Source organism: Microbacterium sp. CSI-V (assembly GCF_001984105.1).
GTDB lineage: Bacteria > Actinomycetota > Actinomycetes > Actinomycetales > Microbacteriaceae > Microbacterium.
The window spans coordinates 1-14,060 of the sequence record NZ_MTQM01000008.1 but is presented as its reverse complement, the minus strand read 5'-3'; the positions used below and the strand labels follow the sequence as shown (position 1 = coordinate 14,060).

Sequence of the window (14,060 nt, the reverse complement as noted above, 5' to 3'; positions counted from 1 at the left end):
CGACCGAACCCCGGTCGCGGACCCTCCGATGGGCCCGGCATCAACCTCCCAACAGGTAAGGAAGACACCCGTGGCACAAGACGTGCTCACCGACCTCCACAAGGTCCGCAACATCGGCATCATGGCGCACATCGATGCCGGCAAGACGACGACGACCGAGCGCATCCTGTTCTACACGGGCGTCAACCACAAGATCGGTGAGACGCACGACGGTGCCGCCACCACCGACTGGATGGAGCAGGAGCAGGAGCGTGGCATCACGATCACCTCCGCCGCCGTCACCTGCTTCTGGGACAAGAACCAGATCAACATCATCGACACCCCCGGGCACGTCGACTTCACGGTCGAGGTCGAGCGTTCGCTGCGCGTGCTCGACGGTGCCGTCGCCGTCTTCGACGGCAAGGAGGGCGTCGAGCCCCAGTCCGAGACGGTGTGGCGCCAGGCCGACAAGTACGACGTCCCCCGTATCTGCTTCGTCAACAAGATGGACAAGCTGGGCGCCGACTTCTACTTCACGGTCGACACGATCGTCAACCGCCTGAAGGCCAAGCCGCTCGTCATCCAGCTCCCCATCGGTGCCGAGAACGACTTCGTCGGCGTCATCGACCTCGTCGAGATGCGTGCCCTGGTGTGGCCCGGCGACGCCAAGGGTGACGTGACCATGGGTGCGAAGTACGAGATCCAGGAGATCCCGGCCGACCTCGCCGACAAGGCCGCCGAGTACCGTCACAAGCTGCTCGAGACCGTCGCCGAGTCCGACGACGTGCTTCTCGAGAAGTACTTCGGTGGCGAGGAGCTCACGGTCGCCGAGATCAAGGGCGCGATCCGCAAGCTGACGATCGCTTCCGAGCTCTACCCCGTGCTCTGCGGTTCGGCGTTCAAGAACCGCGGTGTCCAGCCGATGCTCGACGCGGTCGTCGACTACCTCCCCTCGCCCCTGGACGTGCCGGCCATCGAGGCCCACGACCCCAAGGACGAAGAGGTCGTCATCGAGCGCCACGCCGACCGCGAGGAGCCGTTCGCGGCCCTGGCGTTCAAGATCGTGACGCACCCGTTCTTCGGCCGTCTGACCTACATCCGCGTCTACTCGGGTCACCTCGACTCGGGTGCGCAGGTCGTCAACGCCACCAAGGGCAAGAAGGAGCGCATCGGGAAGATCTTCCAGATGCACGCCAACAAGGAGATGCCCGTCGACTCCGTGACCGCCGGTCACATCTACGCCGTCATCGGTCTGAAGGACACGACGACCGGTGACACCCTGAGCGACCCGTCGAACCAGGTCGTCCTCGAGTCGATGACGTTCCCGGAGCCGGTCATCGAGGTCGCGATCGAGCCCAAGACCAAGGCCGACCAGGAGAAGCTGGGTGTCGCCATCCAGAAGCTCGCCGAGGAAGACCCGACGTTCCGCGTCGAGCAGAACTCGGAGACCGGTCAGACGGTCATCAAGGGCATGGGCGAGCTGCACCTCGACATCCTCGTGGACCGCATGAAGCGCGAGTTCAAGGTCGAGGCCAACGTCGGAAAGCCCCAGGTGGCGTACCGCGAGACCATCCGCAAGGCGGTCGACCGTCACGACTACACCCACAAGAAGCAGACCGGTGGTTCGGGTCAGTTCGCGAAGATCCAGTTCGCGCTGGAGCCGCTCGAGGTCACGGCCGACAAGACCTACGAGTTCGAGAACAAGGTCACCGGTGGTCGTATCCCGCGCGAGTACATCGCGCCGACCGACCAGGGCTTCCAGGACGCCATGAACGTCGGCGTGCTCGCCGGCTACCCCATGGTGGGCGTGAAGGCGATCCTGCTCGACGGTGCCTCGCACGACGTCGACTCGTCGGAAATGGCGTTCAAGATCGCCGGCTCCATGGGCTTCAAGGAGGCGGTCCGCAAGGCGAACCCCACCATCCTCGAGCCGATCATGGCCGTCGAGGTGCGTACCCCCGAGGAGTACATGGGCGACGTCATCGGCGACCTGAACTCGCGTCGTGGCCAGATCCAGTCCATGGAGGACGCCGCCGGCGTCAAGGTCGTGCGGGCCAACGTCCCGCTGTCGGAGATGTTCGGCTACATCGGTGACCTGCGCTCGAAGACCTCGGGTCGCGCCGTCTACTCGATGGAGTTCGACAGCTACGCCGACGTGCCGAAGGCCGTCGCCGACGAGATCGTCCAGAAGAACAAGGGCGAGTAACACCGCCCTCGTGGATGCCGGGGGTCCGCGCCCCGGCCGGGTTCCCGGCATCCGCTCAAACTCAATACCGACTCTCTAGTAACCTGAGAACCATCCCCGTAGAGAACCGGTCGCAATCCAGCGCCCGTCACTCTGCATTGAACGTCCTGAGGAGGACCCAGTGGCTAAGGCCAAGTTCGAGCGGACCAAGCCGCACGTGAACATCGGAACGATCGGTCACGTCGACCACGGCAAGACCACGCTCACCGCTGCCATCTCGAAGGTGCTCGCCGACAAGTTCCCGTCGGCCACCAACGTCCAGCGTGACTTCGCGTCGATCGACTCGGCGCCGGAAGAGCGTCAGCGCGGTATCACCATCAACATCTCGCACGTCGAGTACGAGACCCCGAAGCGTCACTACGCTCACGTCGACGCGCCCGGTCACGCCGACTACATCAAGAACATGATCACCGGTGCCGCTCAGATGGACGGCGCGATCCTCGTGGTCGCGGCGACCGACGGCCCGATGGCCCAGACGCGTGAGCACGTGCTGCTCGCCAAGCAGGTCGGCGTCCCCTACCTGCTGGTCGCGCTGAACAAGGCCGACATGGTCGACGACGAGGAGATCCTGGAGCTCGTCGAGCTCGAGGTTCGCGAGCTCCTCTCCTCGCAGGACTTCGATGGCGACAACGCCCCCGTCGTGCGCGTCTCGGGCCTCAAGGCTCTCGAGGGCGACGAGCAGTGGGTCAACTCGATCGTCGAGCTCATGGAGGCCGTCGACGAGTCCATCCCCGACCCGGTGCGTGACAAGGACAAGCCGTTCCTCATGCCCATCGAGGACGTCTTCACCATCACGGGTCGTGGAACGGTCGTCACGGGTCGCGCCGAGCGCGGTACCCTCGCGATCAACTCCGAGGTCGAGATCGTCGGCATCCGCCCGACGCAGAAGACCACGGTCACGGGTATCGAGATGTTCCACAAGCAGCTCGACGAGGCCTGGGCCGGCGAGAACTGTGGTCTGCTCCTTCGCGGCACCAAGCGTGACGACGTCGAGCGCGGCCAGGTCGTCGTGAAGCCCGGTTCGGTCACCCCGCACACCAACTTCGAGGGCACGGCGTACATCCTGTCCAAGGAGGAGGGCGGCCGTCACAACCCGTTCTTCACGAACTACCGCCCGCAGTTCTACTTCCGCACCACGGACGTGACCGGCGTCATCACGCTGCCCGAGGGCACCGAGATGGTCATGCCCGGTGACACCACCGAGATGTCGGTCGAGCTCATCCAGCCGATCGCCATGGAAGAGGGCCTCGGCTACGCGATCCGTGAGGGTGGCCGCACCGTCGGTGCCGGTACCGTCACCAAGATCCTCAAGTAAGTCCTTCACGGACTGACCGGCAAGGGCCGGGCCCTCGGGCCCGGCCCTTCGTCGTTCCCTCACGGCTGCCGCCGGTAGAGTCGCTCGGGTGAAGCCGCTCTCGCGTGTCCTCGGCGTCGTCTCCCTTCTGCTCGCCATCGTGGCGGTGGGGGTTCCGGCACTCGGTGCGCTGCTCCTGTTGCGGAACGACTCATCCGGTCTGATCGAACGCGCCGCGGTGATCGGACTCGCCGTCGCTGCGGCGGGCGTCCTGTTCGCGGTCGTCGGATACGTCACGGGTCGCCGCGTCGGTGCGACCGCGCTGCCCATCATGGGCGGTCTCAGTTCCATCCTCGTCGCCGCGGGTTTCGCGGTGGCCCCGCTCTTCGTCTGAGGTCCGCGCCCCCGGCGTCGGCGGACGATGCTGGCAGGGGGCGCTCAGACGGTCTGACCTAGGATTCCCCCATGGGTGACAACCTGCGCCGCCACAACCGAAGCCGAGCGACGAGCGGGACAGGCGCCGAGGATGCCGCGATCGCGGAGTCCGACGCCACCTCTGTGACCGAGCCTGGCGAGACCGCACGTCGTCGCCCTCGCGTCTGGCCCTGGGTGCTGGGCGGTGCGTTCGGCCTGATCGGGGGAGCGGCCGCGGTAGCCGGCATCCTCGGCGCGACACTGGCCGTGCAGGCCGTCGAGGTCCGCGACGATCTCCTGGCGGCCAAGGCCACGCTCGGGCGACTCGGCTCGCTGGTCGAGGCGAAGGATGAGGCCGGTCTCCAGGCCGCCGCCGACGATGTGAGCGTCCGGACGGCCCGCGCGGCTCAGACGGTGCAGAGTCCGTTGTGGCAGAAGGCCTCCGAGATCCCCGTCGTGGGGGCCAACATCGACGCCGTCTCGCGTGTCACGCGCGCGGTGGACATCCTCGTGCGCGACGCCCTCCCCCCGGGCATCCAGATGATCTCCGACCTGGACATCAAGAAGCTCGCGCTCGAGGGCGGGGGCTTCGATCTGCAGCCCTTCCAGCAGGCGCAGGCGTCGATCCCCGTGGTGTCGCAGGCGTTCACCGCGGCCAAGGCCGAGACCGACGGCATCCATTCCGACCAGCTCCTGGATGCCGTCGCCGGGCCCGTCGGAGAGATCCGGGATGTCATCGACCGCACGGCGCCCACCCTCGACGTCGTGAACCGGTACCTGCCGACGCTGCTCAGCATGGCCGGTGGCGAGGGGAGCAAGACGTACCTGATCATCTTCCAGAACAACGCGGAGATCCGCGCGACCGGCGGCAACCCGGCGGCGAGCATCATCATGGAGGTCGACCAGGGCAAGTTCGAGCTGCTCGACCAGGCCAGCTCCGCGACCTTCTATCAGGAGGGCACGGCGGGTCAGCAGTTCAGCGACATCCCCGGCGACGCGCTCGCGCTGTACCCGGCGACCTTCGCGCGCTACTCGCAGGACTACACGATGACGCCGGACTTCCCGACGACCGTGCAGCTGTTCCAGGACCTGTGGACGCGCACCAACGGCGAGAGGTTCGACGGCGTCATCTCCATCGACCCCGTCGTCCTGTCGCACATGCTGGCGGTCGCCGGTCCGGTCGACGTCGCGGGGGAGCAGATCTCGAGCGACAACGCCGTGCAGCTGCTTCTGAGCGACGCCTACGAGCGGTTCCCGTCCGGGGCGGACTCGGACGCGTTCTTCTCCGAAGTGTCCCGTGCGGTGTTCTCCCACCTGACGTCGGGCAAATGGGACCCGGCGAAGATGCTGGACGCGCTGACGCAGTCCGCCGACGAGCAGCGCCTCTTCCTGTCGTTCACGGACGAGGCCGCACAGCGGCTCTCGACCGAGTTGGGCCTGGACGGCGCGCTGCACGCCGACAACACGACGGCGACCCAGGTGGGTACGTACCTGAACGACTACTCCGTCGGGAAGCTCGAGTATCACCTCGCGCAGGCCGTCTCCGCGACATGCGACGCGTCCGCGCGGACGATCACGACGACCACCACGCTGACCAATTCGATTCCGAACAGCATCACGAGCAAGTACACGCTGGGTGCGCGAAACGGGAACTTCGGGCTGCCTCGCACGTCGATGATGCTCGACGTGCTGTTCTTCGCCCCACCGGGCGGCCAGGTCATCGCCACGGATCCGGCCGTCAGCGAGGTGTCGGGCTTCGACCGGTCGGGGTCGCAGACCGGCAACACCGCGCTCAGTCGGCTCGTGGTGGTTCCCCAGGGCGGCTCTCGAACGGTTTCCTCGACGGTGCAACTGCCCGAGGGGCCGCTCGGCCCGCTGCAGTTGCGGCATACACCGACCGCTTCGGACACACCGGTCACGATCGACCCGTCCTGCGACGTCCTCTTCACCCCTGCGGCATGACGATGCGCGCGGGCCGGGCCGCTGAGGTGTTCACCCGCCGTCCGTGAACAGCCGGAGGCGATCCAGCGGCCAGACGATCGTCACGACCTTGCCGATGATGTCCTCCCGCGGAACGAATCGAGCACAATCGGGCGGAGGGGTCGCATTCCCGCGACAGGCGATGACCGAATCGGCGGAGTTCGCACGATTGTCGCCGAGGACCAGATATTCGCCCGCGGGGACGGTGATCGGGCCGAAACATCGAGCCGATGCCGGGGAGCTCGAGCAATCGTTCGCCCCCGGGGTGAACGGAAGGTCGGTGACGATGTAGCCCTCGCTCAGCGGAACACCGTCCACCTCGACCTGTCCCGCGTCGGAACAGCAACGGACCGTGGTCCCGGGTTCGCCGATGATGCGTTTTACGAGGGCATCCTGATTGCTCGGACCGAACCCGACGATGTCGCCGATCCATCCCAGTGCGGTGCGCAGCGCGCCGCGCTCGGGTCGCGGGCCCCAGGTGTCCGGACGGGCGAAGACGGCGACGTCCCCGGCGCCGGGCGCGGACACCGTGTATGCAATGCGGCTGGCGAGCAGACGGTCCCCGGCCTCGAGGGTGGGGGACATGGACTCAGACGGCACCTGGAACGGCTTGATCACCAGCCCCTGGACGAGAGCCAGCAACACGAGGGCGAGCGCGAGGTGCGTCAACGGCGACCGACGGATCCGTCGCCAACGGGTCGGTCGGGCAGCGGTCGGCGTCGGCGTCGTCATGCCCGCTCGAGGAGTCCGTGGCCGACGAGCTCGTCGATGGTCTGCGCGATCAGGGCGGCCGGGTCCCCGTCCGCGGGCTCGCCGAACGCGGCGACCGCGGCATCGGTGATCTCCCGTGCGTCCGCCCCCTGGCGGCACAACGTCCACACGAGGCACCCGCGGTGGTCGAGTGCGGTGACCACGCCCTCGCGCAGGATGCACGCGCGACCGTCGACCAGAATGGCGTCCTCGACCGCCGCGCACCGCCACGGCCCCGATGCGCTCCCCTCGGGCGCGCTCGACCAGGGCTGGGCGGCGGGCGGAGTGGCGGCGAACATCTCGTCCACCACGGCGGGGAGTTCGGTGGCATCCCGGTAGATCAACCGGGTGACGCCTCCGATCCGGTCGATGATCCGGGCGACGTACTGCAGCGGCGAGGGCAGCTCGGGCAGGTAGCTGATCTGCGGGGTCATCTCGCAGATCGCATCGATCAGGTCGACCGGGGAGATACCCGGCGCGTGCGTGTCCGGATCGCGCTCCAGGAGGGTGATCCCCGCGAGCTGCAGCGGAGCCGGGGGGAGGGGGAGGAGCCCGAGGTCGCTCGGGGCGATCTGCTGCTTGAACTGCTCTCCCTCGACGATCACCGAGAGCGGTTTGCGGTACGGCCACACCGTCAGCGCGGCATCCACGGCCACGCTCTCGTCGCTGACGTAGCCGAAACGGGCGCCCAGGTGGCGCGCCGCCGTGGTCTTGCCGCGGCCGGAGGGGCCCACGAACGCGAACACGCGGCCGTCGGGGGCCGCGACACCGGCGGCGTGCAGGAGCAACCGCGAGCCGCGCAACGCGTCCAGAGCGGCCAAGGTGACGTGGGTCGAGAGGTCGGACAGCGCGCCGGCGACGTCGTCCTCACCGGACAGCGAGACCTCGACCGCCCGGAGCTGCGTCGTACCGGGTGAGGAGACCGCGTCGCGCCACGCGGAGCGGCCGCGATCGACGGCCCCGGGTTCCCCGCCATCGCGCACGAGGATGGACACACCGACGCCGAGAGCGTCGACGCACGCGAGCACGGACGTCGAAGGGGCGTCGGACGTCGATCTCATGTTGCTCCTGACTGTGCGCCTGGTCCGGTCCGGTACACGGATCCGGTGCGGCAGCGCCTGAGCGATCATCCTAATCACGGGCATTCGAGCGACTTCGACGCCGTCGAGCGGCGCAGGGGGAGTATCCCGCCTGCGAGGGCTCGGGGCACTGCGCGGCCACCTCAACGTCGTGAATTCGAGAGGAACGTGTCGTAAATATGACCGGATTGCCCGAGGGCCGCCAATGCATCACCCATAAGGGTGGCTGGAAATCACCTCGTCTACAATCTCCTTGAGCCTTTCTCCATTGCGCGCCGTGGCAATGCAGCATCGGGAAGTCCAGGGGCTCCCAATCGGGGGGATGAATCACCTGTGGAACTGCGAACGTACTGGCGAATCGCCCGCACCGGATGGTGGATGATCCTCCTCGGAATCCTCTTGGGCGTCCTCGCCGCAGCCGGATGGGTCAGCCTCCAGAAGCCTGTGTACACGGCCGACGCCGGAGGCTTCGTGTCGGCATCCACCGGCGCCAGCTCCGACACGGGCTCCGCCCTGATCGCCGACAACCTGGCGAAATCGAAGGTCAAGTCCTACATCGATGTGGGGACGTGGCGGTCGGTGGCCGACGAAGTCATCTCCGATCTCGGTCTGCAGTCTCAGCCCGAGTCGCTGGTCCGTCAGGTGAAGGTCACCAACCCCCTCGACACCGTCAACATCGTCGTCCAGGCCTCCGCCTCGACGCCGGAGGGCGCCCGAGACCTCGCCCAGGCGTGGGTGCGCGCCATGTCCTCCGAGATCAACAAGCTCGAGAGCGCCACCGGTGGCGAGGCGCTCGTCCAGTTGGTCCCGGGCGACTCCGCTCAGCTTCCGGACTCGCCGAGCTCCCCGAATCTGCGGATCGCGCTCATCATCGGGGCCGTCGTCGGACTCGCGGCGGGCGTGGGAGCCGCGACGACGCGGTACATCGTCGACCGCCGCATCCGCTCGGCCGAGGTCGTGGAGCGCGAGACGGGCCATGCCGTGGTCGGCACCATCCCGTTCGAGAAGTCGTTCACCTCGGCGGGTCGTCTGATCCCCCTCGACGGCGGCTTCGACGAGGGTGCGCGCGCGAAGCACTACCGTGTCGCGGAGGCGATGCGCGAACTGCGGACGAACATTCAGTTCATGGACGTGGATCGACCGCCTCGGATCATCGTGGTCAGCAGCCCGCTGCCCGGCGATGGGAAGTCGACCACGAGCGCCAACCTCGCCATCATCCTCGCCGCGAGCGGACAGCGCGTGGTCCTCGTCGACGGCGACCTGAGGCGGCCCATGGTCGCCAGCATCTTCGGTCTGGTCGAGGGAGTCGGGCTCACCGACGTGCTCTCGGGGCGCGCCGACTTCGAGGACGTGGCACAGCCGGTGGGACTCGACGGAAACCTCCGCGTCCTCGGCGCGGGCAAGCTGCCCCCGAACCCGTCCGAGGTCTTGGGGTCGGCGCGCATGCACGACCTTCTGCACCGTCTTGCGGCGGACGCCACCGTCATCATCGACGCCCCTCCGCTCCTGCCCGTCACCGACGCCGCGGTCCTCGCCCACAACGCCGACGGGGCCATGATCGTCGCGAGCGTCGGGAAGACCACCGTGGAGACGCTGCAGAGGGCGATCCAGAACCTCGAGCGCGCCGGGGCCCGCTGCCTGGGCGTCGTGATCAACCGGGTGCCCGTCCGCGGCCGCGGAAAGGGCTACGACGACTACCGCTACGCGGGGGACTATTACGCCACGTCGGCTGCGTCCGCATCGGTTCCGCTCGATACGCCCGCGCCGACGGAACCCCGGACCGCGCGGTCGACGCACGTCGCGGTGCCCGCTTCGGAGTCGCCCACCACGGCCGGATCGACGTCGCGCAGATCTCGCCGAGAGGGCCGCCCCTCCTCCTGAGGCGCCCTACATCGGTGCCGGGGGCGATGTCTCGGGGATTGTGGCCTCCCATACGACGAGATGCTGATCGGTGAGTTGCCGGAGGAACGAGCGGACGCCTTCGGCGACATCGTCCGTCCCGACTCCCCACTCGTCCGCAACGCGGCGGACGATCGAGGGCACGGCAGCAGTGCCGTCGATATGCATCCAGACGGAAGACCCGGTCTCGGACAACTCGACGACCGTGAACGGCGTCGGGCCCGCCGGGGAGACGGCGTAGACGCATCCGTCCACCGCCGTCCACGCGACGTGCTCGGCCCGGTGGGGGATCGCCGTGCCCGTCATCGCCCTTCCTTCGTACGTGCACGCCGGTGGAGTCGGAGATAGGCCGACATCTTCGACGGGGCCAGAGCGAGCCGCGCGAGATAGAACCGGAACAGCCCGAATGGTCCCTCGCCCACGTCGTGGAACGCGCGTGCGGAGCGAGGTGTCGGCCATGCCTGCCGGAACGCCAGGCGGATGCGTGTCGCACCGCTCGCCTCGCGGAACTGTTCGAGGAACGCGTCCGGAAGGTTGCCGGGGTCGTGGATGCGTCGCGTCCACTCGACGAGAAGGTCGACATCGGATTCCGGGACGACCGGGGACGCCCCGAGGAGTCGCGTGAGCGGCTCCCGCAGCGGTCCGACGGCTCCCAGATCCTCGGCGCGGGTGAGGAGGTCCTGCTCGCGCCCGCGGAGGACGTCTGCGGCCGCGGTCTCGAGCTCCCGCAATTGCGGCTCGTCGCCGGAGCGGAGGACGTGGAGGGCGGCCAGCAGCCAGTGATCCGTCGGGGAGGGGACGTCGCAGTCCGCGTGCGCGAGCTGTGCGGTGTGACGATCTGCCCACAGGCGGTCGAACACGTCCTGCGCCGGACGGAGGAATCCGGGGTAGTACCTGTGCAGGTCGAGCTGGCAGGGCCAGCGGGGGTGCTCGAGCGTCCGTGCGTGCGGCGCGAGCACCGTACCGTCGCGGGGGAGGGGGACCAGCACCTTCCCGTCCCGGTCTCGCCACCCCATCGAGCGCAGGAGTAGCACCAGATCCTCGAACCGCGCAGGGTCCACCAGGACGTCGACGTCCGATGGCCGCCGACGCGAACGCAGACCCTGCTGGGAAAGCACTGCTCCTTTGATCGAGAGCACGCGGATGCCGTGCGCCGCCGCGATGTGATGGATCGCGGGGGGCAGGAGGGCGACGGCGACGGCATGCGGCATCACGACGGACGAGTCCTCGTCCGGCGCATTCGTTGCGGCGCTCGGGCCGTGCGGATCTCTCAAGGAATTCGCCTTCGCGGTCGGCGGTCGATCCGCCGGCCGGGTTTCGATTTGCTTCTTCATCCTAGGAGTCGGGTCGGCTTTCATTCACGCTCGGTGTCAATTGTCCACGCCTGCGCCGCCCGTCAACCATTCGTGCGTTTCCGCGTCTTGGCGTAAATTGATGCAAACGCGGTCGCTTTGGGCCGCAATCCCCTCTCTCGTTGGGCATCGATATGCGGGCAGGCATTCGTTTTTCGACCGGAGTCATCGGAGTCGTCTCGGCGCTGGTGGCTACTCTCTTCGTCGCGGTACCGGCGGCGGAAGCGGCCGGACCGCCGCTCCCCGCGGCCGGCGGGCATCCCCGGCTGATCGCTTCGGCGGACCGGATGCAGCAGCTGTCCGCGCAGGTGGCGGGCGATCCCGTCTCCGCGGAGCTCGCGGGCTGGGTCACGGACTCCGCGACCAGTCTGCTCACCGCCGGGAAGCTGAAGTACAACGCCGCCGACGACGGCAACATGCTGGACGACGCGCAGATGCTCGGCCGTCGCATCCAGGACCTCCTTCTCGCCAAGCGCATCACGGGGGACACGCGTTTCCTCACCCGCGCCTGGCAGGAGGTGTCCCAGGCCATGGCGCTGGCCAACTGGAATCCGGACCACTTCCTCGACACGGCCGAGATGACATCGGCGCTGGCCGTCGCGCTGGACTGGGGATACGACGACTGGACGACCGCGCAGCGGACGGCCATCACGAACGCGATCGTGACGAAGGGGCTGCAACCCTCGCTCGCGGTCTACCGCGTCGCCGACAACACCCCCGGGCCCTATCGCAACATCGGGAACTGGACCGGGCGTGCGGACAACGTCAACGTCATCGTGAACTCGGCGATGATCATGGGCGCGCTGGCGGTGAACGGCGAGACCACGTCGTCCGTCCCCGCCGAGGTGTACGGCGAGGGCATGGACAGCCTGACCAACGGGCTGCGCGCCTACGCCGCCGCCGGCGGTTTCGTCGAGGGGCAGTCCTACTGGGCGTACGCCACCCGTCACCTCGCATCCCTCGCGAACAGCCTGATCATCACGACGGGATCGGACCAGGGCCTCCTCAGCGGGACGGGCGTGCGCGCCAGCGGAACTTTCATGCTCGGCACACGCATGCCCAACGGGCAGTTCGCGACGTTCGCCGACACCCTCCCCACCGTCGATCCGGCCCCCGCCTTCGCGGGGCTCGGGTTCGCCCTGCAGGACACCCAGCTGATGAGCGCCGCCGCGCAGGCCCGGTCGACGCGGTTCGCCTCCCTCACTCTGCTGTGGCGTACGCCGAGCCTGGACGCGGGGTCCTCGGAGGCGCCGCTCGACTACGAGGACCCCGTGACGGGCGTCTTCGCGGCACGCGGCTCGCACACCGACACCGACGCCACTTTCCTGTCGATGCGCACGGCGAGCGATCCGAAGCTCAGCCACCAGCACATGGACGCGGGCGACTTCCTCCTCTCTGCCATGGGGGAGACGTGGGCCGTCGACCTCGGACGCGACGAGGCGACCTACGACCTGCTCAACGACAAGACGAACCGGTGGGACTACTACCGGGTCGGTCCGCAGGGGCACAATACGATCCTCATCAACCCGCAGAAGGGGCAGATCCCGCAACCCGGGTCGCCGACGACCGCCGTCGCATCGGGGTTCTCCGCGGAGTCGGCGTTCGCGGTCTCGGACATCACGAACCTCTACTCCGCCGACGTCCAGAGCTGGCGCCGTGGCGCCAGGCTCTTCGACCAGCGGACCAGTGTGCGCATCCAGGACGAGATCCAGACGTCGCGGACCACGTCGATCCTGTGGTCGATGCACACGGGGGCCGACGTCGAGATCGCCGCCGACGGGAAGACGGCGATCCTCTATCAGAACGGCAAGCGCCTCGCCGCGACGCTCGTCAGCCCGTCGAACGCCCGGTTCGAAGTGACGGCGGCGCAGCCCTGGGTGACCATGCCCAACCCGTCGCAGGCGGCCAACACGAACATCCGCAAACTCATCGTGAGAACCGACCTCATCGGCACCGCGACCGTCGCCGTGGACTTCGCCCCCCTGCTCCCCGGCGAGACCAGCTCGGAGCTGCCGCCGACGGAGGCCGTCGTGCCGCTGTCGGCGTGGGCGGCGGCGCCGGCTTCCGCCGAGCTGTCCGGTATCGACATCAACGGACGTGCCCTGGACACCTTCCGGGCGGACACGCCGAGCTACCGGGTGCCCGTGACGGGCCCCGCGGTGCCTCAGGTGACGGCGACGGCGTCCTCCGGCACGGTGACCGTCACGCAAGCCTCCGGCATCCCCGGATCGGCAACCGTCACCGTGTCCGGTTCAGGGGTGGCGGCGCGCACGTATCGCATCGACTTCTTCCGCGCGCCGATCGCCATCGCCGGGGCGAAGATCTCGGCATCCGACGGGGGTCGTGCGGAGTACACCTACGACAACGACCGGGGGACGAGTTGGTACGCGAACCGGGACCGCGCCGTCGTGACGTGGGATCTGGGCGGACTCAAGCTCTTCAAGGCGGGGCGGTTCGCGTGGGCGCCCGGCGACGGTACTCCCGTGCGGTATCAGATCGAGACGACGCAGGACGGCAAGACCTGGACGACGGTGAAGTCCCTGGTGCACAACGGAGAGACGCAGTGGGACGACGCGGTCCTCGGCGGCGCACGGTGGTCGACCGCGGTGCGCCTGGTCCTCACCGGGCCGGGAAGGCTCCAGGAGGCCCGCCTCTTCGAGTTCGACTACGGCCAGGACTGGTTCTCCGCGCCGACGTCCGTGCTCAGCGGCGCCAGTGTCACGGGGGTCCCGGGCGACATGAAGGTCGGCGATACAGCGACGCTCTCGAGCGCCCTCACGTGGACGGGGACTCCCGGAACGGCCGACAGCTCGTACGTCTCCAGCGACAGTTCGATCCTGAGCGTGGACGCGAACGGCAACGTCGTGGCGAGGAAGGCCGGCGTCGTCCGGGTCGGGGTGTCGGCGCGGTTCGCCGGCGTGGTGGTGTCGTCCTCGATCCAAGTGACGGTCGACGATCCCAACCGTGTCCGGATTTATGTGTCTGAGGATGCGTATACGGACAGTGTGAATTCGTCGACGAATTATGGGTCGTCGTGGTCGTTGCGGGTGAAGGGGGCGTTGGCGACG

General features: G+C 68.1%; 10 protein-coding genes. 6 read left to right on the top strand and 4 right to left on the bottom strand.

The window, feature by feature from the left end; all coding sequences use genetic code 11:
• Positions 1–70: 70 nt before the first annotated feature.
• The 4 genes from fusA (at position 71) to CSIV_RS06745 (ending at position 5,894) form a co-directional block, all read left to right on the top strand.
• Positions 71–2,185 (top strand): elongation factor G, encoded by a 2,115-nt coding sequence (gene fusA, locus CSIV_RS06760; protein WP_077050669.1) that lies wholly within the window; start codon positions 71–73, stop codon positions 2,183–2,185.
• A gap of 160 nt (positions 2,186–2,345) precedes the next feature.
• On the top strand, positions 2,346–3,539 hold the full coding sequence (gene tuf / locus CSIV_RS06755; protein ID WP_077050668.1) for an elongation factor Tu: 1,194 nt from the start codon (positions 2,346–2,348) through the stop codon (positions 3,537–3,539).
• A gap of 88 nt (positions 3,540–3,627) precedes the next feature.
• Positions 3,628–3,912 carry a hypothetical protein gene (locus CSIV_RS06750; RefSeq protein WP_077050667.1) on the top strand — a complete coding sequence of 95 codons (285 nt, stop codon included), beginning with the start codon at positions 3,628–3,630 and terminating at the stop codon, positions 3,910–3,912.
• Positions 3,913–3,983: 71 nt separating this feature from the next.
• Positions 3,984–5,894 carry a DUF4012 domain-containing protein gene (locus CSIV_RS06745; protein WP_077050666.1) on the top strand — a complete coding sequence of 637 codons (1,911 nt, stop codon included), beginning with the start codon at positions 3,984–3,986 and terminating at the stop codon, positions 5,892–5,894.
• Positions 5,895–5,924: 30 nt separating this feature from the next.
• Here CSIV_RS06745 and lepB read toward each other — a convergent pair whose 3' ends face one another.
• Both lepB and CSIV_RS06735 read right to left on the bottom strand, forming a co-directional pair.
• Positions 5,925–6,644 (bottom strand): signal peptidase I, encoded by a 720-nt coding sequence (lepB, locus tag CSIV_RS06740; RefSeq protein WP_077050665.1) that lies wholly within the window; start codon positions 6,642–6,644, stop codon positions 5,925–5,927.
• Positions 6,641–7,723, bottom strand: coding sequence for an ATP-binding cassette domain-containing protein (locus CSIV_RS06735; RefSeq protein ID WP_077050664.1), 1,083 nt, complete (start codon positions 7,721–7,723; stop codon positions 6,641–6,643). The genes lepB and CSIV_RS06735 overlap by 4 nt, the downstream gene beginning before the upstream one ends.
• Positions 7,724–8,074: 351 nt before the next feature.
• On the opposite strand from CSIV_RS06735, the gene CSIV_RS06730 reads away from it, so the two are divergent.
• A complete protein-coding gene (locus CSIV_RS06730; RefSeq protein ID WP_077050663.1) occupies positions 8,075–9,622 on the top strand; it encodes a polysaccharide biosynthesis tyrosine autokinase in 1,548 nt (515 codons plus the stop codon).
• A gap of 6 nt (positions 9,623–9,628) precedes the next feature.
• Here CSIV_RS06730 and CSIV_RS06725 read toward each other — a convergent pair whose 3' ends face one another.
• Positions 9,629–9,946, bottom strand: coding sequence for a PqqD family protein (locus CSIV_RS06725; RefSeq protein WP_077050662.1), 318 nt, complete (start codon positions 9,944–9,946; stop codon positions 9,629–9,631).
• On the bottom strand, positions 9,943–10,851 hold the full coding sequence (locus CSIV_RS06720; RefSeq protein ID WP_077050661.1) for a nucleotidyltransferase family protein: 909 nt from the start codon (positions 10,849–10,851) through the stop codon (positions 9,943–9,945). The genes CSIV_RS06725 and CSIV_RS06720 overlap by 4 nt, the downstream gene beginning before the upstream one ends.
• Before the next feature lie 329 nt (positions 10,852–11,180).
• On the opposite strand from CSIV_RS06720, the gene CSIV_RS06715 reads away from it, so the two are divergent.
• The coding region (locus CSIV_RS06715) for a heparinase II/III domain-containing protein (protein WP_175627577.1) at positions 11,181–14,060 on the top strand (2,880 nt) is incomplete at its 3' end.

What these genes read in the sequence shown, in the direction of transcription:
- CSIV_RS06735 (WP_077050664.1), bottom strand. Translation starts at nt 7,723, where the DNA reads ATGAGATCGACGTCCGACGCCCCTTCGACGTCCGTGCTCGCGTGCGTC.
- CSIV_RS06720 (WP_077050661.1), bottom strand. Translation starts at nt 10,851, where the DNA reads ATGCCGCATGCCGTCGCCGTCGCCCTCCTGCCCCCCGCGATCCATCAC.
- CSIV_RS06725 (WP_077050662.1), bottom strand. Translation starts at nt 9,946, where the DNA reads ATGACGGGCACGGCGATCCCCCACCGGGCCGAGCACGTCGCGTGGACG.
- CSIV_RS06745 (WP_077050666.1), top strand. Translation starts at nt 3,984, where the DNA reads ATGGGTGACAACCTGCGCCGCCACAACCGAAGCCGAGCGACGAGCGGG.
- lepB (WP_077050665.1), bottom strand. Translation starts at nt 6,644, where the DNA reads ATGACGACGCCGACGCCGACCGCTGCCCGACCGACCCGTTGGCGACGG.